The following is a 25,591-nucleotide window of genomic DNA, read 5'->3' on the forward strand; positions in this document are numbered from 1 at the left end:
CCCCGCTGCGTGGCCGCCCTGGCCGCGCGGGCCCCGCTCCGTGGCCGCCCTGGCTGCGCGGGCCCCGCTGCGAGGTCGTCCGGCGGCTCGCCCCGGCTACGCCGGCCGGCTCCGCGACGTCGTCGCACCGGCCACCCGGACCCGCTACGTCGCCGTCCCGGCTCCCGTCCGCCGCTCGGCGAGGGCGCGACGGGCCTCGCCGATCTCGTCCCAGTCGATGGTCTCGTCGCCCCGCTCCAGGGTGGCCTCCGGCCCCTTCCCGGCGAGCACGACGGTGTCCGCCGGACCGGCCTGGCCCACGGCGTGGCGGATCGCCTCGCGCCGGTCCCCGACCGAGACGAAGTTGGTGCGGCCCGCCTCCCTGGCGCCGCGCTCCATCTCGCGCAGGATCTCCTCCAGCGGGGTGTCGCGGTGGTCCTCCTCGGTGAAGACGGCGACGTCGGCCAGCCGGGTGGCGACCTCGCCGAGCGGTGCCCGCTTCGAGGGGTCGCGCGGGCCGCCGGCCGAGCCGATGACCACCCACAGCCGGCCCTCGGTGGTCACCCGGACGGTCTCCAGGGCCTTCTCCAGGCTCGGCGGTGTGTGGGCGAAGTCGACGATGACGCGCGGGTCGCCGTCCTCACGCTCGACCATCTCCATCCGCCCGGCGACCCCGCCGAAGGTCGCCAGGCCCGCGACGAGGGCGGCGAGCGGCACGCCCGCGGAGTGCGCCCCCGCCATCGCGGCCAGTGCGTTGGCGACGTTGAAGCGGCCGATCATCGGCAGCACCGCCGCCGCGTCACCCTCCGGGCTGTGGACGGTGAACCGCAGGTCGCCCGGGCCCTCGACGACGTCGCTCGCCCGCCAGTCGGCGGGGCGCCCCTCGGCGCTGTACGTGGTCCGCACGGGCGCCAGCGGCAGCAGCTGCTCGGTCCACGGGTCGTCGGCGTTGAGCACGGCGTGCCCCGCCCGCCGCACGAGCAGCGCCTTGTCGGCGAAGTACTGCTCCATCGTGCCGTGGAAGTCGAGGTGCTCACCGGTGAGGTTGGTCCAGATCGCGACGTCGAAGTCCACCGCGCGCACGCGGTCCAGCGCCAGCGCGTGGCTCGAGGCCTCGACGACGGCGTGCGAGGCGCCCGCGTCGACCATGTCCCGCAGGATCTGCTGCACCTGGGGCGCCTCGGGGGTGGTGAAGTGGTGCGGCGGCTGACGCAGGACGCCGTCGGGCAGCTCGTACCCGACCGTCGACAGCAGCCCGGTCGCCCGCCCGGCGCTGCGCATCAGGTGCCGGGTGAGCGCCGACGTCGTCGTCTTGCCGTCGGTGCCGGTGACCCCCAGGACGGTGAGCGAGCGGCTCGGGTGGCCGGCCAGTGCGGCGGCGGCGTCGGCCAGCGCGGCCCGCGCGGACGGGACCCGCAGGTACGGGACCGGGCAGGTCACGCCGTCGGGCTGGCCCTCGCCGAGCACCGCGACCGCGCCGTGCGCCACCGCCTGGTCGATGAACGCGTGACCGTCGGCCCGCGCGCCGCGGATGGCCACGAAGACGTCACCCGGCCTCGCCCAGTCCGCGCGGTGGGTGGCGGCGCGCACCTCGGTGGACGCGTCCGCCGGGGCGGGTGGGTGGAGGTCCAGTGCGGCGGCCAGGTCACCGAGTCTCATACCGCCCAGCGTAGGTCGCTCCCGCGTGGGGGCGCGTGACCGACCGTGGAGACGCGACGACGGCGCACCCCACCGGGGTACGCCGTCGTCGTCGGTGCGTCGGTCAGCTCGCGGTGGCGAGCTTGGCGTCGGGCAGCTCCGGGGAGACGTTCTCGAGAATGGCCGCGTTGACCATCTCGGTGACCTCCTCGACGTCCTTGCCCAGGACGAGGGCCAGCTCGGCGACGAACGGGCCGGAGGCGTCCCGCAGGAGCTTCATCTCGCCGAAGGCGAGGCGCTTCTCCTCGTTCTGCCGGGTGAGGTCACGGATGAGGCTCGCGATGACCTTGAGGTCGCCGGTGCGCAGCCGCTCGGCGTTGCTCTTGATGCGCCGGGACCAGACCTTCTCCTGCTTCTCGCTGGCCTCGAGCAGGACGTCGAAGATCTCCCGGACCTCGTCCAGGTCGATCGTGGGGCGGACGCCGATCTCTTCGGCAGTCTCCACCGGGACCGCCACCTGGAGGTCGTCGTGATGGACCTGGAGCCGCAGGTACTTGCGACGCTCACCGCGGATGCTGCGGGAGAAGGTCTTTTTCACCGTCGCGGGGCCGTGGTGAGGATGAACGACAACCTGACCAGTAGAGAATTCCAAAGCGACCCTTTCCACGAAAAAAGTGCCACACTCGGCGCGACGGCCAATGCGCCGTCGGTCTGCCTCACTCGCCCGACCTGCGTCATCCCGCCCGACGGGCCCGCAGGCCTGGGGCGCGGCAGGAGGCACGGGGGAATTCGCAGTCACTTCCGGTGAATGCGCCCGACCCCCGCGAGCCAGCGTTTACCATCTTCTCATACTTTGTGCGAGTTCTCCACTAAGTGACGTACGCCACGGTCGGAAGGCGCCCATTCCGATGCGGTCCGGAAAGGCCCGTCACTCGCCTTTGACGTTGACCAGCTGGCGCAGCACGTGGTCCACGTGCACGAGGTCCGCGGCGTCCTCCATGACGACGTCGACGTCCTTGTAGGCGTCGGGGATCTCGTCGATGAACGCCGCCGAGTCACGGAACTCGATGCCCTTCATCCGGTCGCGCAGGTCCTGCTGGGTGAAGGTCCGGCGCGCCTGGCTGCGGGAGTACACGCGTCCCGCGCCGTGGGGTGCCGAGCACAGCGACATCTCGTTGCCCTTCCCGGTGACGACGTAGGAGCGGGTGCCCATCGAGCCGGGGATGAGCCCCCGGACGCCGCGGTGGGCGGCGATGGCGCCCTTGCGGGAGACGATCCGCTCGGCCCCGAAGTGGGTCTCCACCGCCGTGTAGTTGTGGTGGCAGTTGACCTCCTCGCGCCGCTGCACGGGCTCCCCCATGAACAGCCCGAGCTGCTCGACGACGCGGTCCATCATGACCTCGCGGTTGAGGCGGGCGAACTCCTGCGCCCAGTGCAGGTGGGACAGGTAGGTGTGGAAGTCGGGGTCGTCGACGGTGAGGTAGGCGAGGTTGCGGTCGGGCAGCTCGACGCCGCGCCGCTCGGTGGCCCGCTGCGCGGCGGAGATGAAGCGTCGGGCGATCTGGTTGCCCACGCCGCGGCTGCCGGAGTGGAGGAAGGTCCACACCTGCCCCGCCTCGTCGGCGACCACCTCGATGAAGTGGTTGCCGCCGCCGAGCGAGCCCAGCTGCAGCTGCCAGTTCTTGGCGAACGACGCCGGCTGGACGTTCTCCTCCCGGGCGAGCCGCTCGAGCTCGGCGACCGCCTCCCGGGCGCGGCCGACGACCTTGCGGTTGTAGTTGCCCGGGCTGAGCGGGATGACGCGCTCGATCTGCTGCCGCAGGTACGACAGGGGTCTGCGCGCGCCGCGCAGCCGGTCGGCGGTGAACTGGGTGCGCACCGCGACCATGCCGCAGCCGATGTCCACCCCCACGGCGGCCGGGATGACCGCGTCGACGGTGGGGATCACCGAGCCGACCGTCGCCCCGATGCCGACGTGGGCGTCGGGCATGAGCGCGACGTGGGGGTCGACGATGTCCAGCTCGGCGGTCAGCCGGGCCTGGGCCAGCGCCTGGTCGTCGATGATCGAGGCCCAGGAGTACAGCTTGTCGGTGATCTGCTCCATGACCGAACCATCGCAAACCTGCGGCAGGAAGGCACCGGAGCCGGTACGAGGCCCGGCGACAGCGGCCTGGGGCCCGTGTCATCGGGACCGGGCCAGAGTGCCGGCGACCAGCCGCACGCGGTGCGTATCCCGCCGCTGGTCAGACAGTGTTCGCCACCTTGCCGCGGACGCCGCCCGCCACGAGGTCGGCAATGGCGTCGGCCGCTGCGCGAGCGGGTACGCGGTCGAGGCTGGGCACGACCGCTCCCCCCGCGACCACCGTGCCCGCGACGTCGTGCCCGAGCACGGGACGACGCCGCCCGAAGGCGAGCCGCCCGGCGTACGGCAGCCCCGTCATGACGTGCCAGACCCCGCGGTCCACACCCGCGGCCCGCACCCGGAGGAGGACCTCAACGGCACCGGGGCGGGCCGTGGCACCTGCGCGAGACGTACGACGTCCGGCGGCCCGTAGGTGTCACGTAGGACGGCACGCATGAGCGGCGCCTCCGTCGTCACGTGCTGGGACCCGTGGTGCTGGGGCACGGCCATGGGGCGCTCCTCGGGTGACGGACCCCCCGAGTCCCGAGCGACCTTCCTGAGTACGGTGATGCGGGCGTACGGCTGCGGGAAGCTCAGTACGGCTCCGGGAAGAGCGCGGTGGGGCCGCCCCACCTGCCGTGCCCGTCAGGGGGAGACCGCGGGGCGAGGCACCGCGACCGAGGGAATGAGGGACCGCATGGCCCGCGAACGGGAACCGCTGAGCAGGCAGCGTGTGCTGCGCTGCGCCGTCGAGATCGCCGACGCCGAGGGGCTGGGGGTCTCGGTGGAGATGACGGCACACGCCTACGCCCTGCTCGACACCTACGTCCACGGGTCCGCCGTACAGGAGGTGGCGCTGCCCTTCGGGGGTGAGGAGGGCGCCGCGACCGTCACCGAGTCGTTCACGGCGCAGCTCACCCCCGAGCAGTACCCACACCTCACCGAGCTCGCCGTCGAGCACGTCATGCGACCCGGCTACGGCGTCGGCGCAGAGCTCGAGTTCGGGCTCGGTGTCGTCCTCGACGCGCTCGAGCGGGCGGCCGCGTCCGCCGCCACGGCGCCATGACGGCCACACCCCGCCGGCGACCCACCCGCGAGGAGCTCGCCGCAGCGGCCGGGCGCACCCTGCCGACAGTTGTCGCGCCGGGTCTGCGAGTGCTGTTCTGCGGCATCAACCCGGGGCTGTACTCGGCGTGGAGCGGGCACCACTTCGCCCGTCCGGGCAACCGGTTCTGGCCCGCACTCCACCGTTCCGGATTCACACCGCGGCAGCTCGACCCGGCGGAGCAGTGGGAGCTGCTCGACCTCGGGCTGGGCGTGACGAACGTCGTCGAGCGTGCGTCGGCGACGGCCGCCGAGCTCTCCCCTGCCGAGCTGCGGGAGGGAGGCCGGCGGCTCGTCGCCGACGTCCTGGAGCACCGGCCCGCCTGGCTGGCGGTCCTCGGCGTCACCGCCTACCGGACCGCGTTCGACCGGCGCGACGCCGGGTACGGGGAGCAGGACGAGCGCATCGGGTCCACCCGGGTGTGGGTGCTGCCGAACCCGAGCGGGCTCAACGCGCACTTCACGCTGCCGCAGCTCGCCGAGCGCTTCGCCGAGCTGCGACGCGCCACCGAGTCCTGAGGCGCCCGCCTGCCCCGGCTCAGCCGGACTTCCTCCGGAAGGTCCGCTTGCCGCCCCCGTTCACCTGGCTGCCGTGGACCGCGCCGGTGTTGCGGCGTGCCTCGTTGGCCAGGTGCTCGCGGTTCTTCTTCCGCTCCAGGGCCTCGCGCATCTTCTCCTTGGCCGTCTCCGTCGAGTCAGGCATGGTGGGCCCCCAGTGGTCGTGGCGAGTAGGACGTCCCAGCCTGCCCTGCCCCGGGCGGGACGGCCAGGGTTTTAGCGGCCGCAACGGCCGGCGGTTCAGCGGGCGCGACGACCAGGGGGTTCAGCGGGCCGGCCCGCCACGGCTTCAGCCGGACAGCTCGACGAGCCGCTCCCGGAGCTCGGCCACGGCCCGGCGTGCCTGCTCGGCGCGGGCCTCGGCGTCCTCCCGCTCCTCCTCCGCCGCGGTGCGCTCGTCGTCGAGCTCGGCGAGCTCGGTCTCGCGCTCCTCGAGCTCGCGGCGCAGCTCCTCCAGGCGCGAGGCCGTCTGCAGGATCCGGGCCTCGACCCGCGTGAGCTCCTCCTGCGCCTCCTCCAGCTGCTCCCGCGCGTGGTCGGCCGCCTTCTCCCGGAAACGCAGCTCACGCTCCACGCGGCGGATCTCTCGGGCGACGTCGGCGGGGGGTGCGGCGGGCTCGGGCGGCCCGGACGGCTCCTGACGGCGGGTGGCGGAGCGCGACCCGGGCGCAGCGTCGGCGGTGCGGCGCGGCCGCCGCGAGATGGCTCGGCGTGGCGCAGCCTCGCCGCCCGCCTCCTCGGCCGGACGCACACGCCGCGAGATCGCCCTGCGCGACACAGCCTCACCGCCCGCCTCCTCGGCCGGACGCACACGCCGCGAGATCGTGCGCCGTGGTGCCGGCTCGGGGCGCGGGGCCACATGCACCTCCTCGTCGTCGTCCGCCGGCTCCGCGAGGGGCACCGCGCCGGGGACCGCGAGCGCGTCGTCGAGCGCGTCGAGGTCGCCGGGGTCGAGGGTGCGCACGAGCAGGAGGCTGCGGACCACACGCTCGGCGTCGGGGTCGATGACGGCGGCCTGCCACGTCGCCTCGACCTGCTCCTGCGCAGCCGCGGAGAGCGGGACGCCGCGCTCGTCGGCCAGCCGCGCCGCGGTGCGGGTCAGCGCCCGGGTGAGCTCCCGGCGGCGCCGGCTCAGCGCGCGCAGCTCCGCCGGGTTGGCCGTCCGCTGCGCCACGCGCAGCTCGGCGCCCAGCTCGGCGAGTGCGTCGAGCTCGCCCGGCTCCTCGCGGACCACCACCCCGACGGCCCACGCGGCGAGCGACGGCTTGGCCAGCGCCTTGACCCGGCCGGCCAGACCGCGGTCACCACCGCGGCGCAGCTCGGCGGCGCGGGCGTTGCGGGCGGCGACGAACTCGCCCGGGACCACGCCGTAGAGCTCACGCGCGACGGTCGCCAGTAATGCCTCGTCGTCATCCTCGGCCACGGCGGTAGCGTGGCACGATGAGCGAGCTGCAGCACGTGACCGAGGACTGGCGGCGCGCCCTGGCCGTCGTCGCGCACCCGGACGACATGGAGTTCGGTGCCGCGGCCGCCGTCGCCCGCTGGACCGCGCAGGGCAAGGACGTCACCTACTGCCTCGTGACCTCCGGCGAGGCGGGGATCGACGCCATCCCGCCCGAGGAGTCCGGGCCGCTGCGCGAGGAGGAGCAGCTGGCGGCGTGCCGCGTCGTCGGCGTCGATGAGGTCGTCTTCCTCCGCCAACCCGACGGCGTCCTGGAGTACGGCCTGCCCCTGCGCCGGCTCATCTGCGAGCAGATCCGCCGCCACCGGCCGGAGATCGTCATCACGAACAACGTCCGGGACACGTGGGAGGGCGGCGGCATCAACCAGGCGGACCACGTCGTCACCGGACGCGCCACACTCGACGCCGTCCGCGACGCCGGCAACCGGTGGGTCTTCCACGAGCAGGTCGCCGCCGGACTCGAGCCGTGGAACGGGGTCCGGCAGGTGTGGCTGCCCGGTTCACCGGCGAGCGCCCACGCCGTCGACGTCACCGACACCATGGACGCCGGTGTCGCCTCCCTCGAGGCGCACCGCGCCTACCTCGACGGGCTGGGCTGGGAGATGGACTTCGCCGCCATGCTCCGCCAGGCCGCGGAGGACGGCGGCCGGCGCCTCGGGGTGCGGTACGCGACCACGCTCGAGGTGCTCGACCTGGGCTGGTGACGCGCCCCCGAGCAACCGCCCGCAACGGCGGCCGGCAACAGTGGGAGCGGTAGATGACGACCTCGCCTGGGCCGTGTGGTCCTCGACCCGGGGCCACGCGACGCGGCGCGCCCCGGGTGACCGCCGTGACGGGCAGCCGCCGGGCGCCTGAGACAATCCGCTGGTGCGCAAGTGGCTCCTCCTCGCCGGTGCGGTCGCGACCGAGGTCACCGGGTCGCTCTCGCTGCGCGCCGCCGTCGACCACCCCGCGTGGTACGCCGTCGTCGCCGTCGGGTATGTCACCGCGTTCAGCCTGCTCGCCGCGGTGCTGCGCCACGGGATGCCGCTCGGGGTGGCCTACGGCATCTGGGGCGCCACCGGGGTGGCGCTCACCGCCGTGCTCTCCTCCGCGATCTTCGGTGAGCCGTTCACCCCGGTGATGACGCTCGGCATCGCCCTCATCATCGGCGGCGTCCTCCTCGTCGAGGTCGGCTCGCAGCGCGCACGGGTGGAGGCGAAGTCCTGATGGGGTGGGCGCTGCTCACCGGGGCGATCCTCGCCGAGGTCACCGGCACCCTGGCGCTGCGGGCGAGCGTGGGCGGGCGCCGCGCCTGGCTCGCCGTCGTCGGCGTCGCGTACGCCGCGGCCTTCGTCCTGCTGGCACTCACCCTGCGCCACGGCGTCGGGATCGGCGTGGCCTACGGGATCTGGACCGCGGGCGGGGTGGCCCTGACGGCGCTGGGCAGCCGGGTGCTCTTCGACGAGCCGCTCACCCCGCTCATGTGGACCGGGATCGCGCTCATCGCCGCCGGTGTGCTCCTCGTGGAGCTCGGGGCACAGTGACCGCGTACCGGAACCACAACACCGCCTTCCACGGTGAGCTCGTCGCGGCCGCCCGCCGGCGCGGCGGGCGGGTGCTCGACGTCGGCTGCGGCGACGGTCTGCTGCTCGAGCGGCTCGCCCCCGTCGTCGACGAGGTCGTCGGCATCGACCCGGACCCGCAGGCGGTCGACCGGGCGCGGGCCCGGTCGGTGCCCGGGGCACGGGTGCTGCGGACGGGTCTGCTCGACGACGACGTCGCGTCCCTGGGCCGCTTCGCCACCGTCACGTGCGTCGCCGCGCTGCACCACATGCCGCTCCGGCCGGCGCTCCAGCGGTTGAGGCAGCTCGTCGCGCCCGGCGGGCAGCTCCTCGTCGTCGGCCTGTCGGCGAACCGCGGGCCGGCCGACTGGCTGTGGTCCGGGATCCAGGTCGTCCCTGTCCGGGTCCTCGACCACCTGCACCGGGTCCAGGGCGACGTCGGTCTCGCGACGGCCGACCCGACCGAGTCCCTCGCCGAGATCCGTCGCGCCGCCGCCGCGGTCCTTCCCGGCGCCCGTGTGCGCCGCCGCTGGTACTACCGCTACACGCTGACCTGGGTCAGCCGCTGACCGACGGCCCGGCCTCCTCGGGCGTGAGGACGAGGACGCAGCGTCGCTCCCGCTCCATCGCCTCCCGGTACTCCTCCCAGTCCTCGTGCTCGCCCGCCACCAGGCGGTAGTACTCCACGAGGAGGTCCATCGCCTCGGGCAGCGAGACGATCTCCACCGGCCCGGTGAGCTGCACCCACGGCCCGAAGAAGCGGCCGGAGATCTGGCACAGCGACGCCCGCGGGCGGCGTCGCAGGTTCCTCACCTTCACGGCCGTCTCGCGGGTGCTGATGAGCACCCGGCCGCGGTCGTCGGCCGCGGCGAGCACCGGCGACTGCTGGACGTCGCCGCTGCGGCGGTGGGTGGCCAGCACGCCACGCGGGTTCTCCCGGACGAACCGGAGCGCCTCGTCGATGTCCACGGCGTGACGGTCACTCGCCGATCTCGGCGCCGGCGGTCTCGGCGTAGTCCTGAGCGGACAGGAGGTCACCTTCCTCGACCACCTCGACGGCGAAGAGCCAGCCCTCGTCGAACGGGTCCTTGTTGACGATCGAGGGGTCGTCGAGCGCGTCCTGGTTGACCTCGACCACAGTCCCGGTGACCGGGGAGTAGAGGTCGGAGACCGACTTCGTCGACTCGACCTCACCGCACGTCTCCCCCGCGGTCACCTCCGTGCCCACCTCCGGCAGGTCGAGGTAGACGATGTCCCCGAGCGCGTCGGTGGCGACCGTGGTGATGCCGATGCGGACGGGCGAGACGGAGCTGTCCACCCACTCGTGCTCGGCGGTGTACTTCAGGTCCGGACGGATCGTTGCCACGGAAGATCTCCTTCGGTTCAGTGGGTCTCAGGACGACGGTAGAACGGACGCTCGACCACGGTGAACGGTTCGCGCCGGCCGCGCACGTCGGCCTCCACCGCGGTGCCGACCTCCGCGGCGGCCGGGTCGACGATCGCCAGCGCGATCGGCCGGCCGAGGGTCGGGCTGGGCAGCCCGGAGGTCACCCGGCCGACCTCCTGCCCGTCGAGCAGGACGGCGTCGCCCTGGCGCGCCGCGCGCCGTCCGTCCCCGACGAGGCCGACGAGCACCCGGCGCCCCGGCTCCCGCGCCAGGTGGGCCGCGCGGATGCGCTCCAACGCCTCACGGCCGACGAAGTCCGCCGTCTTGCGCTTGAGCCCGACGATGCCGCCGAGCCCCACCGTGAACGGGTCGACGTCGCGGCTCAGCTCGTTGCCGTAGAGCGGCATCGCGGCCTCCAGGCGCAGCGAGTCGCGGGCGGCCAGGCCGGCGGGGACCAGGTCCGGGGCGGTCGCGACCAGCTCGTGCCACAGCCCCGAGGCATGTTTACCGGGGAGGAAGACCTCGAAACCGTCCTCACCGGTGTAGCCGGTGCGGGCGAGCAGCACGTGGAGCCCGCCGAGCGTGGTCCAGCGGGCACGGTAGTAGCCGATGTCCTCGACCGGCTCGGTCGCGAGCGCGCCGACGATCTCCACCGCCCGCGGCCCCTGGACAGCGAGCAGCGCCGTCGCCGAGGTCGAGTCGGTGATCTCGGTGGTGAAGCCCGCGGACCGCTCGACCAGCTCACCGATGACGGCGGCGGTGTTGGCGGCGTTGGGCACGGTGAGGAACCGGTCCTCCCCGACCCGGTAGACGATGAGGTCGTCGACGATCCCGCCCTCGGGGGTGCACAGCAGGGTGTACTTCGCCTGCCCGACCTCCATCCCGGAGATGCCGCCGACGACGGCGTAGTCGAGGAAGGCCCCCGCCTCCGGGCCGCTCACCCACACGGTCCCCATGTGGCTGAGGTCGAACAGGCCGGCGTTCTCGCGCACCGCGCGGTGCTCGCCGAGCTGCGAGCCGTAGTGCAGCGGCATGCGCCAGCCGGCGAAGCTCGTCATCCGCGCACCGAGCCTCTCGTGCTCCGCCCGCAGCGCGGTCTCCCGGTCGGTCATCGGTCCTCCTCGAAGGCCTCGGCCGGCGGGCAGCTGCACATGAGGTTGCGGTCGCCGTAGGCGTTGTCGATGCGGCTCACCGGTGGGAAGTACTTGTCCTGGCGCAGGCCGGGCACCGGGAACGCGGCCTGGTCGCGGGAGTAGGGCCGGTCCCACGCGTCGGTGGCGACGTCGGCCGCCGGGTGGGGGGCGCGCCGCACCGGGCTGTCGGCGACGTCGACCCGGCCCGCCAGGACGTCCTCGATCTCACCGTGGATGGTCCGCATCGCCTCGACGAACCGGTCGAGCTCGGCGCGGTCCTCGCTCTCGGTGGGCTCCACCATGAGCGTGCCGGCCACCGGGAAGGACAGCGTCGGGGCGTGGAACCCGAAGTCGATGAGCCGCTTGGCGACGTCCTCGGCGGTGATGCCGGAGCGCTTGGTCAGGTCGCGCAGGTCGAGGATGCACTCGTGCGCGACGAGCCCACCGGCGCCGGTGTAGAGCACCGGGAAGTACTCCTCGAGCGCCTTGGCGACGTAGTTCGCGGCGAGCAGCGCGTTGCGGGTGGCGGCCGCGAGCCCCTCGGCGCCCATGAGCGCGATGTAGGCCCAGGAGATGGGCAGCACCCCGGCCGAGCCGTACCGGGTGGCGGAGATGGGTGGCCCGCCGTTGGGGTCGGGGGCGGCGGCGTCGCCGGGCAGGAAGGGGACGAGGTGCTCCCGCACCGCCACCGGCCCGACACCGGGACCGCCACCGCCGTGCGGGATGCAGAACGTCTTGTGGAGGTTGAGGTGGGAGACGTCCCCGCCGAACTCCCCGGGCTGGGCGAGGCCGATCAGCGCGTTGAGGTTCGCACCGTCGATGTACACCTGCCCGCCGGCGGCGTGGACGGCCTGGCACACCTCGCGCACCTCGGGGTCGAAGACGCCGTGGGTGGAGGGGTAGGTGAGCATGATCGCGGCCAGCTGCTCGGCGTGCTGGTCGATCTTGGCGCGCAGGTCGGCGACGTCGATGGAGCCGTCCTGCGCCGTCTTGACGGTGACGACGCGCATGCCGGCGAGCACCGCGGAGGCGGCGTTGGTGCCGTGTGCGGATGCCGGGATGAGGCACACGGTGCGCTGCTCGTCCCCGCGGGAGCGGTGGTAGCCGCGGATCGCGAGGAGACCCGCGAGCTCGCCCTGGGAGCCGGCGTTCGGCTGGATCGACACCCGGTCGTAGCCGGTGATCTCGGCCAGCCACGTCTCCAGCTCGGTGATGAGCTCGCGCCAGCCCGCGGTCTGGTGCTCCGGTGCGAACGGGTGGATGGTGGCGAACCCCGGCCACAGCATGGCCTGCATCTCGGTGGCCGCGTTGAGCTTCATCGTGCACGAGCCGAGCGGGATCATCGTCCGGTCCAGCGCCAGGTCGCGGTCCCCCAGGCGGCGCAGGTAGCGCATCATCTGCGTCTCGGAGCGGTGGGCGTGGAAGGTCGGGTGGGTGAGGAACTCGCTCGTGCGGCGCAGCGCCTCGGGGATCTCGTAGCCGCTCGGCTCGGCGGGCTCGGCGCCGAAGGCGGCGGCGACCGCGGCGAGGTCCTGCGCCGTCGTCGTCTCGTCGCAGGAGATGCCGACGTGGTCGGCGTCGACGAGCCGCAGGTTCACCCCGCGCTGCTCGGCGTCCGCGATCACCCCAGCCGCGCGCCCGGGGACGCGGGCGGTGACGGTGTCGAAGAACGCGTCGTGGACCACCCCGACCCCGGCCGAGCCGAGGCTCGTGGCGAGGGCGCGGGCGCAGTCGTGCGCGTGGCGGGCGATGGCGCGCAGCCCGTCCGGGCCGTGGTAGACGGCGTACATGCCGGCGACCACGGCGAGCAGCGCCTGCGCGGTGCAGATGTTCGACGTCGCCTTCTCCCGGCGGATGTGCTGCTCGCGCGGCTGCAGGGCGAGGCGCAGCGCGGTGCGTCCCTCGCTGTCCTTGGAGACGCCGACGAGCCGGCCGGGCAGCTGCCGCTCCAGGCCCTGCCGCACCGCCATGAACGCGGCGTGCGGGCCGCCGAAGAACAGCGGGACACCGAAGCGCTGGGCCGAGCCGACCGCGACGTCGGCGCCCTGCTCCCCCGGCGGGGTGATGAGCGTGAGGGCCAGGAGGTCGGCGGCGACGGTGACGAGCGCCCCGCGCTCCTTGGCCGCGGCGACGATCTCCCGGTGGTCGCGCAGCCGGCCCGAGGTGCCCGGCTGCTGCAGGACGAGACCGGTGAGGGCGCCGTCGTCGTCGGTCGCGGGCAGGCCGGCGTCGAGGTCGGCGACGATGGTCGTGATGCCGACGGCGGCGGCCCGGTGGGTGGCGACGGCGAGGGTCTGCGGGTGGAGCTCGTCGTCGAGCACCACGGTGGCTGCCGTGACCTGCTTGTTCGCCCGCTGCATGAGGAGCACGGCCTCCGCGACGGCGGTGGCCTCGTCGAGCAGGGAGGCGTTGGCGACGGGCAGGGCGGTGAGGTCGGCGACGGCGGTCTGGAAGTTCAGCAGCGCCTCGAGGCGTCCCTGGGAGATCTCCGGCTGGTAGGGCGTGTAGGCGGTGTACCAGGCAGGTGACTCCAGGACGTTCCGGCGGATGACCTGCGGGGTGTGGGTGTCGTGGAAGCCCTGCCCGATCATCTGCCGGCGGCGCACGTTCTTCGCCTCGAGCTCCCGGAGTCGGGCGAGCACCTCCGGCTCGCTGCGGGGCGCGGGCAGGTCCAGCGGGCGCTCGTGCCGGATGTCCGGCGGCACCGACTCCAGCAGCGGCTGCCAGTCGGCATGGCCGAGGTACGCGAGCATCGCCCGGGTGTCGTCCGGGCGGGGACCGATGTGACGGTCGGCGAAGGTGGCTGCTGCAGGGCTTGACGACATCGGCATTGACTCCAGGGTCGGTGCTGGGACGGTCCTCCCCGCTCTGTCACGTGACCTGAGAAATTTCGCGAGCGTGCTCGCTTGCACCGTCGGTGAGCGCGCCTGCGCTGCTTTCCAGAGTTGCCTGGCCGCGGCGGTAGGGGTGCCTGAGAGATTGCGGGAGGACCTTGCTCCTTCGGCGCCCGCTCGACGGCGGGACTCTCCCGCCACGGGTGGTCGGCGTATGGAGTTGTGCGGGTCACAGTACCCGAGAACGGGTCCATGGGATGCTGGATGCAGACCCCCTCCCCCGAGCACAGGAAGTGAATTGATCCTGCACGCCACCGCCTCCGCCCCGACGTCGCTCGAGCCGCTGCACCCCACCGCGGTGCTGTTCGACCTCGACGGCACGATCACCGACTCCGGGCCGGTCATCACCGACGCGATCGCCGAGACGCTCGCGCACTTCGGCTACCCGGCCCAGACGCGGGAGGAGCTGCTGCGTTTCGTCGGGCCGCCGATCCGCGACGGGTTCCGCGAGCTGGCCGGGGTGCCCGAGGAGCAGCTGGACGAGATCGTCACCGACTACCGCCGGCGGTACAACGACCGGATGCTCCAGGCCCCGGTCTACCCGGGCATGGCCGACCTCATCCGCGACCTGCACGCCCGCGGCGTGCCGCTCGCCCTGGCCACCTCCAAGCGCCGGTCGCTGGCCGTGGTCATCCTCCAGGACCTCGGCCTGTCGCAGTACTTCGCCGTCATGTGCGGTGCCTCGGAGGACGAGTCACGGGCCGAGAAGGCCGACATCGTCGCCGACGCCATCGCCGGCCTGCGCGAGCGCGGCGTCGACCTCGGCCGCGCCGTCATGGTGGGCGACCGGCGCCACGACGTCCACGGCGCCGGTGAGCACGGGCTGCCGACCGTCCTCGTCTCGTGGGGCTACGGGCAGCCGGGCGAGGAGGAGGGCGCACACGCCGTCGTCGACCACGTCGACGAGCTCGCCCGCCTCCTGTCCTGACCGTCGACCACCTCGACGAGCCCGCCCGCGACCTGTCCTGACCGCGGGAGGGTTCCTCCCTCCCACCCCTCCGTCTGCTTCGCCCTTTGCGATCACATCTCGCCCCTGCGCGCACGCTGGGATGAGCGAGAAGGGCGAACCAGACAGCGGGGTCGACCCCGGGTGCACGTCCCGGCCCGCGACCTCACGACGGGCGGCGGCCCTGGCCGGCGAACTCCCTCGCCTGCGGGCGCGGTGCGCAGTACGGTCGCGGGATGGACCTCCCGCTGCAGCCACCGGTCGCACCGATGCTCGCCAAGTCCGTCAAGGAGGTGCCCGAGGGCGAGTACCTCTACGAGCCCAAGTGGGACGGCTTCCGCGCGATCGTCTTCCGTGACGGCGACGACGTCGAGATCGGCAGCCGCAACGAGCGCCCGATGACGCGGTACTTCCCCGAGCTCGTGGAGAGCGTGCGCGAGCAGCTGCCCGAGCGCTGCGTCGTCGACGGGGAGATCGTCATCGTCACCGACGACCGGCTCGACTTCGAGGCGCTCCTCCAGCGCATCCACCCCGCCGAGTCGCGGGTGCGGCTGCTCGCCGGGCAGACCCCGGCGTCCTTCGTCGCCTTCGACCTCCTCGCCCTCGGCGACGAGGACCTCACCGGCCTGCCGATGTCCGAGCGGCGCGCGCGGCTGGAGGACGCGCTGGGGAGTGCCGGCGCCCCGGTCCACCTCACCCGGGTCACCCGGGACACCGCGCTGGCCCGCGAGTGGCTCGACCTCTTCGAGGGTGCCGGGCTCGACGGGGTCGTCTCCAAGTCGCTCGACCTCACCTACCAGCCGGGCAAACGGCTCATGCTCAAGACGAAGCACGAGCGCACCGCCGACTGCGTGCTCGCCGGCTTCCGCTGGCACAAGTCCGGCAACGTCGTCGGCTCGCTGCTCCTCGGGCTGTACAACGACGAGGGCCGCCTGCAGCACGTCGGGGTGGCCTCGTCCTTCACGATGAAGCGGCGGCAGGAGCTCGTCGCCGAGCTCGAGCCGCTCGTCGTCGCCGAGGGCGAGGACCACCCCTGGGCCGAGTGGGCGGACGCGAGCGCCCACGAGAAGGACCGCCTGCCCGGGGCACAGAGCCGGTGGAGCGCGGGCAAGGACCTGTCGTTCGTGCCGCTGCGGCCCGAACGCGTGCTCGAGGTCGCCTACGACCACATGGAGGGCACCCGCTTCCGGCACAGTGCGCAGTTCCGCCGCTGGCGCCCGGACCGGGACCCGCGCTCGTGCACCTACGAGCAGCTCGAGGAACCGATGAGGTTCGACCTCGCCGACGTACTGCGCTGAGCGACGTGCTGCGCTGAGCGACGTCGTGCGCTCACGGCGCGATCGCGTCCGCGACCTGCCGCAGGTAGCGCTCCAGGTCCGCCCGGGGTGGCCGCGGGTACAGCTCGCCGGCGGTCACGAGGTTGTGCACGGCCCCGGTGACGAGGAAGCCGAACGCGTCGGTCGCGACGTCGTCGCGGATGCGGCCCAGGCGCTGCTCCCGGGCCAGGTACTGGGCGATCGCCTCGTCGAACGAGCGCACGATGCCCGACGCGAGTGTGACGTCACGCAACCGCTCCGCGAAGGCCGCGTCGTCGATCTCGTTGGCGTGGAGCAGGGCCGGTGTCTCCGACTCCAGGAGGATGCGTGCGAACCGGACGAGGTTGTCCCCCACGGTGCGCTGCCCGGCGGCCGCCACCCACTCGTCGAGGGCCCGGCTCACCTCGGCGAGCTCGCTGACGATGAGCTCCAGGACGAGCTCCGTCCGATCCTCGAACACCTTGTAGGGCAGTCCGACGGAGCAGCCCGCCTCCTGCGCCACGGCCCGCATCGTCAGGGCCGTGGCGCCGGAGCGGCGGACGATCCGGCGGGCGGCGGCGACGAGCGACGCCCGGGTTGCCTGCGTCTCCTCGCTGCTGCGCCGTCGGGTCACGCTCCGCCCTTCGTGATCGGTAGGACTGGCCGTCAGTCTAGGTGCGAGCGCGACGGAGCCAGCGACCGGCGAGGACGGCGACGACGGCGGCGGGCACCACCTGGAGCATCCCCGTCACCTCGAAGAACGCGTCGAACGGCTCGGCACCGCCGTACCTGCCGGCGAGCAGGGGTGCCACGACGTGTGTGGACCCGCCCTCGACGACCCCGAAGAGGACGACGAAGAACAGCACCGACACCGCGGCGAACCCGCGCCGTCCCAGCGTCGCCCACCGCGGGTGCCCGCCGCGGGCCACGGCGAGGAGCGCCGTCTGGAGGGCGAGACCGGCGACGGCGATCGCCACCGCGTAGTACCGGTCCGGGGTGTCGTAGATCCGCGCGCCGTGGACGTGGTGGACGGTGGTGAGCAGGGCTGCCGACACCGATACCCAGAGGATCCGGCGCATGACCGTCGCCGAGGTCTCCCGGACCGGTGGTCGGGGCTCGACGGCGGTCGCTCCTGGCGGAGCCTGTCGAGGCACCGCCCCCGCCGGATCTCGCCACACCGCCCCTGTCGGAACGTCGCGCCCTGCCTCTCTCGTCGGAGCGTCCCGCGTCGCCGGAGGTGCGGAGCGGGTCGTCCGAGCGCGGGTGGGTGAGCGTCTCATGATGGTCTCCCCTCTAGCGTGAACCTGTGTTCACGGTGGAGGAAGACTAACCGTGAACAGAGGTTCACGGGAAGAGTCCGGCAAGAAGTCCGACACCCGTCCCACACCGTCGGACGTACCGTCGGCCCGTGGCGGCTCGGAGAGCGGAGGTCCGACGGTGGTGAGGCTCCCGGCCGGTCGGACGCACCGGCCGCTACTCAGTCCGGCTTGCGCGCCCGTGACGGCTGCACCCGCGCAGGCTCGCCCGGCATCTTCGGGTACTCCGGCGGGTAGGGCATGTCGCCCAGGCCGTCCGCCTCCTGCTTCGCGTAGAGCTCGAGGAGCGGGGTGAGGTCGTGGGCGACATCGTCGATCTCGGCGTGCAGGTCGCCGAGCTCGGCGAAGCGGGCCGGCATCGTGCGCACGGTGAGATCTCGCGGGTCGACGTCGGGCAGCTCGTCCCAGGTGACCGGCGCGGAGACCGGGGCGTGGGCGAGCGGGCGGACGCTGTAGGCGCTGGCGATGGTCCGGTCGCGGGCGTTCTGGTTGTAGTCGACGAAGATCGTCTCCCCGCGCTCCTCCTTCCACCAGCTCGTCGTCACCCGGCCGGGCATCCGGCGTTCGAGCTCGCGGCCGAAGGCGATGGCGGCGTGCCGTACCTGGGTGAAGTCCCACCGCGGCTCGATCCGCACGTAGATGTGGACCCCGCGGTTCCCGGACGTCTTGGGGAAGCCCCGCCAGCCGAGCTCGGCGAGGTACTCGCGGGCCACGGCGGCGACCTCGACGGCATCGGCGAAGTCGGTGCCGGGCTGCGGGTCGAGGTCGATGCGCAGCTCGTCGGGGTGGTCGACGTCGGCCCGGCGCACCGGCCACGGGTGGAAGGTGATGGTGCCGAGGTTCGCCGCCCAGGCGACGGCGGCCAGGTCCGTGGGGCACAGCTCGTCGGCCGTGCGGCCGCTGGGGAAGGCGATCTCGACGGTCTCGATCCACTCCGGAACCCCCTTGGCCGGGACCCGCTTCTGGTAGAAGGCGTCGCCACGTGGGTCGGCCCGGGTGGCGCGCTTCATCCCCTCCCGCACTCCCTTGGGCCAGCGCTCGAGCGTCACCGGGCGTTCGTAGAGCGCGCGCAGGATCCCGTCGCCGACGGCAAGGTAGTAGTCGACGAGCTCGCGCTTGGTGATCCCGGGCTCGGGAAAGATCACCCGGTCCGAGCTGGTGATCCGCACGGTGCGACCGGCGACCTCGATCTCGACCGCGGGGCTCTTCGTCGATGCCATGACCCGACGGTACCGCCCGGCTCCCCCGCACCCCAGCCCATACCTGCGGGCCTGGCGGCGCGACCTGCGCGGGCGCCATCGGGGTGTGGACGCAGCGGGACGCCCGGGGGCCCGTCGGCGCCGGTAGGGTCGACGTCGTGAGCAGAGTCGCACCACTGTCCCCCGGGCTGCCCTCGACCGTGACGACCACGGTGGCGGACGTGCCGCCGTCCGGGCGCTGGACGTGGCTCCTCCGCCTGGCGGTCACCGTCGGGGTGCTCGTCGGACTCGTCCAGCTGGTGCACACCCCCATGGAGCGGTCGCTGGACGACCTCTTCGACGCGCTCGCGAGGGGTGAGGTCACGCGCGTGACCATCGAGCAGCCCGGGCCGGGCACCGTCACCGGTCAGTTCGAGGTCCGCTGGGACGGTGGGCTCCGCCCGACCTACGCCTTCTACGACTACTCCACGACCACCGACCTCGGAGGACCGGTGGACGAGAGCCGGCGGATCCTCGAGGCTGTCCAGCACTCGCCGGCCGAGGTCGACGTCGTCCGCGAGACCGAGCGCCCGGCGACGAGCGGCGTCCAGCTCAACCCCGGCGGCCTCGCCTGGCTCGCGGCGCTGCTCCTGCTCGTCGGCGGCCGGCAGCCGCGACTGGCGACGAAGTGGGCGTGGTTCTGGTTCTTCCTCCACGTCCCGGTGGCAGCTCTCGTCTTCGTCCTGCTCGAGCCGACGCCGCTGTGGCGCGCAGCCACGATGCCCGCCCGACCGCGGCTCACCGGCGGTTGGGCGTTCGTGCTCAGCCTGGTCGTCGCGATGGTGCTGACGACGTTCGTCCCGGGCTACCGCGAGCTCTTCCCGGTCTGACGCCGGGGCGGTCACGCCCCTCGCCGACGGTTGGGCTGTCGGGGAGGGGTCAGCGGTCGTGGGTGGTGCCGGGGACGGCGGGGACCTCGTGCCACCGGCCGTCGGCGGCGGAGGCCGCGACCGCGGCCCCGACCTCGGCGGCGGACCAGCCGTCGGCGGCGCAGGGGCCGTGCTGCTCGCCGGTGAGCACCGAGCGGAGGAAGAGCGCGGCCTCGATGGTCTTGAGGTCGTCGTATCCCATGGCGGTCCCGGCGGAGGGCTGGAACCGGCCGAACTCCCCGAAGCCCGGCTCGGCGAGCACGGTGGTGTAGCCGCCCGCCCCGGTGTCGACCAGGAGCTCACCCATCCGCTCGAAGTTCCAGCGGACCGACCCGCGGGTGCCGTAGACCTCGACGACGTACTCGGCGCGGGGCCCGCGGGCCACCCGGCTGCACTCGAGGGTGCCGACGGCACCGGAGGCGAAGCGCAGTAGCGCCGCGGCGTGGTCCTCGTTCTCCACCGGACCGCGCTCCCGGCCGACCTCGTGGCCGCCGTGGCCGACCCCGGGACGGAGGGGCACCGGGCGCTCGGTGACGACGGTGCCGGTGAGCGCGCAGACCGCGGTGATCCGGCCGGCGAGCAGCTGGGCGAGGTCGGCGCCGTGGCAGAGCAGGTCCCCGATCACGCCGGATCCGGCCGTCGCGCGGCGGTAGCGCCAGGTGAGCGGGGCGTCCGGGGAGGCCGCGTAGTCGGCGAGCAGCCACACCCGCACGTTCGTCACCCGGCCCAGCCGCCCGGAGCGGACGAGCTCGCGGGCGTGGACCACCGCGGGGGCGTGGCGGTAGTTGAAGCCCACCGCCGTCACCAGCCCGCGGGCGGCCGCGGCACGGGCGATGTCGGCCGCCTCGGCGGCGTCGCGGCCCATCGGCTTCTCCACCCAGACGGGCTTGCCCGCCTCCACCGCCGCCAGCGCCACCTCGCGGTGGAGGTGGTTGGGCACGCACACGGACACGACGTCGACGTCCGGGTGCGTCACCACCTCGCGCCAGTCCGCGGTCGCGGCCGCGAACCCGAGGTGGTCGACCGCCGCGGCCCGGTTCTCCGGGACCGGGTCGGCGGCGAGCACGAGGCGGGGTGCCGCGCCGAGCTCGGGCCAGCGCTCGAGCACCCCCCGGTGGCTGCGGGCGTGCAGCCGCCCCATCCAGCCCAGCCCGACCACGCCGACGCCGATCTGGCGGCGCGGCCCCGCTCCCTGCCCGGCCGGCCGGGTCACGCCGGGTCCGCCGCGACGGTGACGGTGCGCCCGGTGCGCAGCGACTCCACCCCGGCCGCGGCGGCGAGGTTGGCGCGGTGCCCGTCGAGTGCCGAGGCGCCCGTGGCGCCCCCGTCCGCCGCGGCGGCGGCCCACGCCGCCAGCTCGGCGCGGTAGGCGTCGGCGAAGCGGGACCGGAAGTCCGCGGGCACCGCCGGGCCGGCACGTCCGTCGAGCGCGACGTCGAGTCGGGCCGGCGGGCGCAGGCTCACCGTCCCGCTCGTCCCGACCACCTCGCAGCGCACGTCGTACCCGTACCGGGCGTTGGGGAAGACCTCGACGGTGGCGAGCACCTCCCCGTCGCCGAGGACCACGGTGGCGAGCTGGGGCTCGCGCAGCCCCTCCGAGTGGGGGGCGCGGACGTCGAGCGCGGTCACGGGCAGACCGGTGAGCCACGGCAGGACGTCGAGCTCGTGGACCATCGAGTTGGTCACCACCCCCTCGCTCGTGGCGTCGGGGTGGGCAGCGGCGTTGCGGTGGACGTTGTGCACGACGAGCGGGTCGCCGACCAGGCCGCCGCGTACCGCGTCCCGCAGCTCGAGGTAGCCCGGGTCGAAGCGGCGCATGAAACCCACGGTGACGAGCCGTCGCCCGGCGGCCGCCTCCGCGGCGACCACCTGTGCCGACTCCTCCGGGCCGGTGCCGAGCGGCTTCTCGCACAGCACCGGCTTGCCGGCGGCGATGCACGCGAGCGTGAGCCGGGCGTGCGTGTGGTCGGGTGAGGTGACGACGACGGCCTGGACGTCCGGCGCGGCGACGACCTCCTCGTCGGTGGCCACCACCCGCGCCCCGACCGCGGCGGCCACCGCGGCGGCCCGCTCCGGGACCGGGTCGAAGACGGCGGTCACCCGGGCGTGCGGGACGTGCTCGACCAGCGAGCGCACGTGGTCGGCCCCCATCGCCCCCAGCCCGATGACGCCGACGTCGACCACGCTCACTGCTCCTCGGCGACGTCCTCGTCGGCGGCCTGCTCCTCCAGCGAGGCGCCGTACTCCTCGGCGTTCTCCGGCGTCACCACGGTGACCCCGGTGTCGACCCGGGCGTCGATGGTCTTCCCGTCGAGCAGCTCGACGGCGAGCTCCACGCTGGTGCGGCCCATCTGGTAGGAGTTCTGCGCGATGCTGGCGTCCAGCTCGCCGGCGAGGATCGAGTCCACGGCGTCGCTCGTGCCGTCCACGCCGATGACGAGGATGTCCTCGAGGTCCACCCCGGCGGCCTTGACGGCCTCCAGGGCACCCAGCGCCATGTCGTCGTTCGCGGCGAAGACGATGGACACGTCGGGGTTGGACTGGAGGATGTCGGCCATGACCGCGCGGCCCTCGGCGCGGTCGGAGTTGGCGGAGAGGTCGGCGACGACCTCGATGCCGCTCCCCTCGAGGGTGTCGATGACGCCGTCGACGCGGCTGTCGGTCGACGGGTTGCCGGGCACGCCGCGGATGAGGGCGATGGTGCCGGAGTCGGCCTGCTCGAGGATGAACTCCCCCGCCGTGACGCCCGCGGCGTAGTTGTCGGTGCCGACGAAGGTCTCCTTGCCGTCCCAGCCCTCGATGTCGGTGTCGACGAGGAGGACGGGGATGCCCTCGTCGACGGCCTGCTGGAGGATCGGCTCGAGCTGGTCGGCCTGCGTCGGGGCGACGACGAGGGCGTCGACCTGCTGGGTGATCGCGGCGCGGACCTTGTCGATCTGCTCCTGGACCTGGGTCTCGGCGGTGGCGCCGGCCAGGGTGACGTTGGCCCCCGCGGCGGCGGCGCCGTCCTGGACGCCGCCGGCGACCTGGAGCCAGAACGGGGAGGACAGGGTCTTGAGGACGACGGCGATGTCGTAGGTGTCCTGGCCGTCGCCGTCCCCGGCGCCGCCTGGGCCGCCGTTGCCGTCGTCGCCGCCGCACGCGGCGAGGAGGAGCGCGGCCGTGGCGACGACGGCCGCCAGCGCGTGACGTGTTGACCTCATTGCGGTTGTCCCTTCTGCGTGGCGCCGTTGGTGGCTCCGACGATCATGGCGACCATGTCCTGCACCGTCTCCGGTGCCGGGCGGACGGTGCCCACGACCCGCCCCTGCCGCATGACCACGGCGTTGTCGCACACCTGGACGACGTGGTCCATGTTGTGCGAGATGAGGATGATGGAGATGCCGTGCTCGGGCAGCCGGCGGATGGTGTCGAGGACGTTGCGGGTCTCGCGCACCCCGAGCGCCGCGGTCGGCTCGTCGAGGATGAGGACCCGGCGGGCGAAGGCGACCGCGCGCGCGACGGCGATCGCCTGCCGCTGGCCCCCGGACATGAGGCCGACCTGGCCGCGCAGGTCGGGCAGGTGGACCTGGAGGGTGGCGAGCCGCTCGGCGACGTCGCGGCGCATCGCCTTGCGGTCGAGCCAGCCGATCCCGCGCCAGCGGCGGGGTCTGGTGAGCTCGTGCCCGACGTAGAGGTTCGTCGCGACGTCGAGGTTGTCGAAGAGGGAGAGGTCCTGGTAGACGGCCTCGATGCCGTGCTCGCGCGCCACGGTGGGGCTGGTGAGAGCGACCCGCTCGCCCTCGAGGCGGATCTCGCCGTCGTCGAGCTGGTGGACGCCGGTGATCGCCTTGATGAGGGTGGACTTGCCGGCGCCGTTGTCCCCGAGCAGGCCGAGCACCTCGCCGCGGTGGACGGTGAGGTCGACCCCGGCGAGGGCGGTCACCGCGCCGAAGCGCTTGACGGCGCCGCGGACCTCGAGCACCGGGGTGCGGTCCCGGTCGGCCGGGGCCGGGTGCGGCTGCGTCGTCGTCATCGCGGGGCCTCCGACTCCTCGGTGCGCACGACCCGCAGCCGGGTCTCCAGCCGGGCGCGCACGACGTCGAGCTGGACGGCGATGACGACGGCGGCCCCGAGCGCGACGTACTGCCAGCTGCTCTGGACGTTCATGAGGTTGAGGCCGTTCTGGATGACGCCGAGGATGAGCGCGCCGACGAGGGTGCCGACCACGGTGCCGCGGCCACCGAAGAAGCTCGCCCCGCCGATGATGACGGCGGCGATGGCGGAGAGCTCCAGGAGGTTGCCGGCCGTGGGGTAGGCGGAGTTCGTCTGGCCGGAGACGACGATGGCCGCCGTGCCGGCGCACATGCCGCTGAAGACGTAGACGGAGATGAGCACCCGGTCCACGGGCACGCCGACGCGCCGGGCGGCCTCGCGGTTGCCGCCGATGGCGTAGATCCACTGCCCCCAGGTGATCCGCCGCAGGAGCACGTAGACGATGACGGCGAGGACGGCGACGAGGACCACGGCCCACGGCACCCGCCCGAGGTGGCCGTACCCGACGGTGCGCACGGCGTCGGGCATCCCGGTGATCGGCTGCCCCTCGCTGACGATGAGCGCGACGCCGCGCGCCACCATGAGCATGGCGAGGGTCGGCAGGAAGGGGTGGGGCAGCCGCCCCTTGACGAAGAGGGTGCCGTTGACCGCCCCGGCCAGACCGCCGGCGAGGATCATCGACGGGATGACGAGCCAGCCGGAGACGAGGTCGAGCTCGCGGATCCACAGCGCCCCGAGGATGCTCGACATCGCCACGACGGAACCGACGGACAGGTCGATGCCGGCCGTGATGATGACGAGCAGCTGGCCCAGGGCGAGAATGGCGACGACCGACGCCTCCAGGCCGACGTTGCCGAGGTTGACCGGTGAGAGGAACAGCGGGTTGAGCGCCGCCAGCACCGCCATGATGAGGACGAGGAGGAGGACGGGGCCCAGGCGCACGACGGTGAGCGCCGCGTGCAGGCCGCGGCTGCGCCTCCCGGGTGGGCCGGACGCCGGTCCGCCGGACGCGGGCCCGTCGGCGGTCGTCTGCGCAACAGCCGTCATCGGGTCGTTCCCCTCCAGCAAGCGTGTCGGCGGACGGGGCCGCCGGCGGTGCGGTTAGTCTGGGCCACGGCCCGACCGGGTGTCAAGATTTGTCCGGACATTCCAACATCCACGGAGCTTCGGTCGCCGGACCCGTCCCACGCGGTCAGCGCACCCGTCCCGGGTGGAGCGAGCGCAGGTACTCCAGGGACCGCCGCACGTCGTGCACCGGCCCGTCGCCCGCGGGCGGCTCGGCGGTCAGGACGGTGTCCTGCTCCAGCACGTACCAGCCGGTGAAACCCACCGCGTCGAGCGCGGCGACGACGGCCGCGAAGTCGACATCGCCCTCCCCCAGCGGGGTGTAGATCCCCTGCCGGACGGCGTCGGTGTAGCCGAGCCGGCCCGCCTGGACGTCCCGGGCCAGGTCGAGGCGCACGTCCTTGACATGGACGTGGTTGATCCGCGCGGCGTGCGCGCGGGCGAGGGCGACCGGGTCGGTGCCGCCGATGAGGAGGTGGCCGGTGTCCAGGCACAGCGGGACGTCCGAGCCGGCCAGGACCCGCCGCACCTCCTCCTCCCGCTCGACCATGGTGCCGACGTGCGGGTGGAGGCTGACCTGCATCCCGCGTGCGGCCGCGCGGTCGGCGAGGCGGTCGAGGTTGCCCAGCAGCGTGGCCCACCCCACCTCGTCGAGCTCGGCGCGCTCGTCGTACCCCTCCTGGCCGGTGGCGGCGGAGAGCACGAGGACCTGCCCGCCGGTGGCGGCGAAGGCGTCGAGCTCGCGGTCCACCTCCGGCAGCGGGTCGTGCCCGGGATCGTGGAGGACCACGGGGACGAACGCGCCGACGACGGTGAGCCCGTAGGGCGCCAGCGCCGCGGCCCGCTCGGCGGGGGCGACGGGCAGCCAGCCCTGCGGCCCCAGCTCGGTGGCGGTGATGCCGAGCTCGGCCATCTCGGTGAGCACGCGCTGCGGGGCGAGCTGGTGGCCCCACCCCGGCACCTCGCACACCCCCCAGCTGATGGGTGCTCCGGCGATCCGCATGGC

General features: G+C 73.7%; 28 protein-coding genes and 1 riboswitch. Of the genes, 9 read left to right on the plus strand and 19 right to left on the minus strand.

What is annotated here, in order from left to right; translation table 11 throughout:
- Positions 1–144 precede the first annotated feature (144 nt).
- The 4 genes from Q0195_RS13645 to Q0195_RS13660 all read right to left on the minus strand — a co-directional run bounded on the left by Q0195_RS13645 (position 145) and on the right by Q0195_RS13660 (position 4,058).
- Positions 145–1,638, minus strand: a complete 1,494-nt coding sequence (locus Q0195_RS13645) for a UDP-N-acetylmuramoyl-L-alanyl-D-glutamate--2,6-diaminopimelate ligase (protein WP_299279452.1) — start codon at positions 1,636–1,638, stop codon at positions 145–147.
- Between the two features lie 103 nt (positions 1,639–1,741).
- On the minus strand, positions 1,742–2,416 hold the full coding sequence (locus Q0195_RS13650) for a CarD family transcriptional regulator (RefSeq protein WP_366518109.1): 675 nt from the start codon (positions 2,414–2,416) through the stop codon (positions 1,742–1,744).
- A 129-nt stretch (positions 2,417–2,545) separates the two neighbouring features.
- Entirely contained in the window at positions 2,546–3,721 is a 1,176-nt protein-coding gene (locus Q0195_RS13655) for an RtcB family protein (protein WP_299279455.1), read from the minus strand.
- A 139-nt stretch (positions 3,722–3,860) separates the two neighbouring features.
- A complete protein-coding gene (locus Q0195_RS13660; protein ID WP_299279457.1) occupies positions 3,861–4,058 on the minus strand; it encodes a hypothetical protein in 198 nt (65 codons plus the stop codon).
- A 378-nt stretch (positions 4,059–4,436) separates the two neighbouring features.
- Between Q0195_RS13660 and Q0195_RS13665 the strand changes: the two genes are divergently transcribed.
- Positions 4,437–4,805 carry a TetR/AcrR family transcriptional regulator C-terminal domain-containing protein gene (locus Q0195_RS13665; protein WP_299279459.1) on the plus strand — a complete coding sequence of 123 codons (369 nt, stop codon included), beginning with the start codon at positions 4,437–4,439 and terminating at the stop codon, positions 4,803–4,805.
- Entirely contained in the window at positions 4,802–5,362 is a 561-nt protein-coding gene (gene mug / locus Q0195_RS13670) for a G/U mismatch-specific DNA glycosylase (protein ID WP_299279461.1), read from the plus strand. Before Q0195_RS13665 ends, mug begins: the two co-directional genes overlap by 4 nt.
- Positions 5,363–5,381: 19 nt before the next feature.
- On the opposite strand, the gene Q0195_RS13675 is transcribed toward mug, so the two are convergent.
- Entirely contained in the window at positions 5,382–5,546 is a 165-nt protein-coding gene (locus tag Q0195_RS13675; protein ID WP_299279463.1) for a DUF5302 domain-containing protein, read from the minus strand.
- A 144-nt stretch (positions 5,547–5,690) separates the two neighbouring features.
- The gene (locus Q0195_RS13680; protein WP_299279465.1) at positions 5,691–6,824 is read right to left on the minus strand and encodes a hypothetical protein; all 1,134 of its coding nucleotides are present in this window, start codon (positions 6,822–6,824) and stop codon (positions 5,691–5,693) included.
- Positions 6,825–6,841: 17 nt separating this feature from the next.
- Between Q0195_RS13680 and Q0195_RS13685 the strand changes: the two genes are divergently transcribed.
- The 4 genes from Q0195_RS13685 to Q0195_RS13700 all read left to right on the plus strand — a co-directional run bounded on the left by Q0195_RS13685 (position 6,842) and on the right by Q0195_RS13700 (position 8,976).
- Complete coding sequence (locus Q0195_RS13685) at positions 6,842–7,567, plus strand: PIG-L deacetylase family protein (protein WP_299279467.1); 726 nt, start codon at positions 6,842–6,844, stop codon at positions 7,565–7,567.
- Between the two features lie 163 nt (positions 7,568–7,730).
- Positions 7,731–8,072, plus strand: a complete 342-nt coding sequence (locus tag Q0195_RS13690) for an SMR family transporter (protein ID WP_299279469.1) — start codon at positions 7,731–7,733, stop codon at positions 8,070–8,072.
- Positions 8,072–8,389 (plus strand): SMR family transporter, encoded by a 318-nt coding sequence (locus tag Q0195_RS13695; protein ID WP_299279471.1) that lies wholly within the window; start codon positions 8,072–8,074, stop codon positions 8,387–8,389. The genes Q0195_RS13690 and Q0195_RS13695 overlap by 1 nt, the downstream gene beginning before the upstream one ends.
- A complete protein-coding gene (locus Q0195_RS13700) occupies positions 8,386–8,976 on the plus strand; it encodes a class I SAM-dependent methyltransferase (protein WP_299279473.1) in 591 nt (196 codons plus the stop codon). The genes Q0195_RS13695 and Q0195_RS13700 overlap by 4 nt, the downstream gene beginning before the upstream one ends.
- Here Q0195_RS13700 and Q0195_RS13705 read toward each other — a convergent pair.
- From Q0195_RS13705 to gcvP, 4 genes are read right to left on the minus strand one after another with little or no spacing between them, the layout of a single operon-like run.
- Entirely contained in the window at positions 8,966–9,376 is a 411-nt protein-coding gene (locus Q0195_RS13705; RefSeq protein ID WP_299279475.1) for a PPOX class F420-dependent oxidoreductase, read from the minus strand. The genes Q0195_RS13700 and Q0195_RS13705 overlap by 11 nt on opposite strands.
- Before the next feature lie 10 nt (positions 9,377–9,386).
- The gene (gene gcvH / locus Q0195_RS13710; protein ID WP_299279477.1) at positions 9,387–9,773 is read right to left on the minus strand and encodes a glycine cleavage system protein GcvH; all 387 of its coding nucleotides are present in this window, start codon (positions 9,771–9,773) and stop codon (positions 9,387–9,389) included.
- Between the two features lie 17 nt (positions 9,774–9,790).
- The gene (gcvT, locus tag Q0195_RS13715) at positions 9,791–10,906 is read right to left on the minus strand and encodes a glycine cleavage system aminomethyltransferase GcvT (RefSeq protein WP_299279478.1); all 1,116 of its coding nucleotides are present in this window, start codon (positions 10,904–10,906) and stop codon (positions 9,791–9,793) included.
- Positions 10,903–13,752: an aminomethyl-transferring glycine dehydrogenase gene (gene gcvP, locus Q0195_RS13720; RefSeq protein ID WP_299279480.1), complete on the minus strand. Its 2,850-nt coding sequence runs from the start codon at positions 13,750–13,752 to the stop codon at positions 10,903–10,905. Before gcvP ends, gcvT begins: the two co-directional genes overlap by 4 nt.
- Before the next feature lie 124 nt (positions 13,753–13,876).
- Positions 13,877–13,968, minus strand: a riboswitch (glycine riboswitch).
- A gap of 91 nt (positions 13,969–14,059) precedes the next feature.
- Between gcvP and Q0195_RS13725 the strand changes: the two genes are divergently transcribed.
- Entirely contained in the window at positions 14,060–14,749 is a 690-nt protein-coding gene (locus tag Q0195_RS13725; protein ID WP_299279482.1) for an HAD hydrolase-like protein, read from the plus strand.
- A gap of 254 nt (positions 14,750–15,003) precedes the next feature.
- The gene (locus Q0195_RS13730) at positions 15,004–16,065 is read left to right on the plus strand and encodes an ATP-dependent DNA ligase (protein ID WP_299279484.1); all 1,062 of its coding nucleotides are present in this window, start codon (positions 15,004–15,006) and stop codon (positions 16,063–16,065) included.
- A 31-nt stretch (positions 16,066–16,096) separates the two neighbouring features.
- On the opposite strand, the gene Q0195_RS13735 is transcribed toward Q0195_RS13730, so the two are convergent.
- The 3 genes from Q0195_RS13735 to ligD all read right to left on the minus strand — a co-directional run bounded on the left by Q0195_RS13735 (position 16,097) and on the right by ligD (position 18,598).
- Positions 16,097–16,696, minus strand: a complete 600-nt coding sequence (locus Q0195_RS13735; RefSeq protein ID WP_299279486.1) for a TetR/AcrR family transcriptional regulator — start codon at positions 16,694–16,696, stop codon at positions 16,097–16,099.
- Positions 16,697–16,733: 37 nt separating this feature from the next.
- Entirely contained in the window at positions 16,734–17,117 is a 384-nt protein-coding gene (locus Q0195_RS13740; protein ID WP_299279488.1) for a hypothetical protein, read from the minus strand.
- 422 nt (positions 17,118–17,539) lie between these two features.
- Positions 17,540–18,598 carry a non-homologous end-joining DNA ligase gene (ligD, locus tag Q0195_RS13745; RefSeq protein ID WP_299279490.1) on the minus strand — a complete coding sequence of 353 codons (1,059 nt, stop codon included), beginning with the start codon at positions 18,596–18,598 and terminating at the stop codon, positions 17,540–17,542.
- 137 nt (positions 18,599–18,735) lie between these two features.
- On the opposite strand from ligD, the gene Q0195_RS13750 reads away from it, so the two are divergent.
- Positions 18,736–19,446, plus strand: a complete 711-nt coding sequence (locus tag Q0195_RS13750) for a hypothetical protein (protein WP_299279491.1) — start codon at positions 18,736–18,738, stop codon at positions 19,444–19,446.
- Between the two features lie 49 nt (positions 19,447–19,495).
- Here the strand turns inward: Q0195_RS13750 and Q0195_RS13755 are convergent, their stop codons facing one another.
- The 6 genes from Q0195_RS13755 to Q0195_RS13780 form a co-directional block, all read right to left on the minus strand.
- A complete protein-coding gene (locus Q0195_RS13755; protein WP_299279493.1) occupies positions 19,496–20,698 on the minus strand; it encodes a Gfo/Idh/MocA family oxidoreductase in 1,203 nt (400 codons plus the stop codon).
- Positions 20,695–21,675, minus strand: coding sequence for a Gfo/Idh/MocA family oxidoreductase (locus Q0195_RS13760; protein ID WP_299279495.1), 981 nt, complete (start codon positions 21,673–21,675; stop codon positions 20,695–20,697). Before Q0195_RS13760 ends, Q0195_RS13755 begins: the two co-directional genes overlap by 4 nt.
- On the minus strand, positions 21,672–22,688 hold the full coding sequence (locus Q0195_RS13765; protein WP_299279497.1) for a sugar ABC transporter substrate-binding protein: 1,017 nt from the start codon (positions 22,686–22,688) through the stop codon (positions 21,672–21,674). The genes Q0195_RS13760 and Q0195_RS13765 overlap by 4 nt, the downstream gene beginning before the upstream one ends.
- Positions 22,685–23,500, minus strand: a complete 816-nt coding sequence (locus Q0195_RS13770) for an ATP-binding cassette domain-containing protein (RefSeq protein WP_299279499.1) — start codon at positions 23,498–23,500, stop codon at positions 22,685–22,687. The genes Q0195_RS13765 and Q0195_RS13770 overlap by 4 nt, the downstream gene beginning before the upstream one ends.
- Positions 23,497–24,567 carry an ABC transporter permease gene (locus tag Q0195_RS13775; protein ID WP_299279501.1) on the minus strand — a complete coding sequence of 357 codons (1,071 nt, stop codon included), beginning with the start codon at positions 24,565–24,567 and terminating at the stop codon, positions 23,497–23,499. The genes Q0195_RS13770 and Q0195_RS13775 overlap by 4 nt, the downstream gene beginning before the upstream one ends.
- Before the next feature lie 145 nt (positions 24,568–24,712).
- On the minus strand, positions 24,713–25,588 hold the full coding sequence (locus Q0195_RS13780) for a TIM barrel protein (protein ID WP_299279503.1): 876 nt from the start codon (positions 25,586–25,588) through the stop codon (positions 24,713–24,715).
- Positions 25,589–25,591 lie beyond the last annotated feature (3 nt).

This window comes from uncultured Georgenia sp. (assembly GCF_937958535.1).
Taxonomy (GTDB): Bacteria; Actinomycetota; Actinomycetes; order Actinomycetales; family Actinomycetaceae; genus Oceanitalea.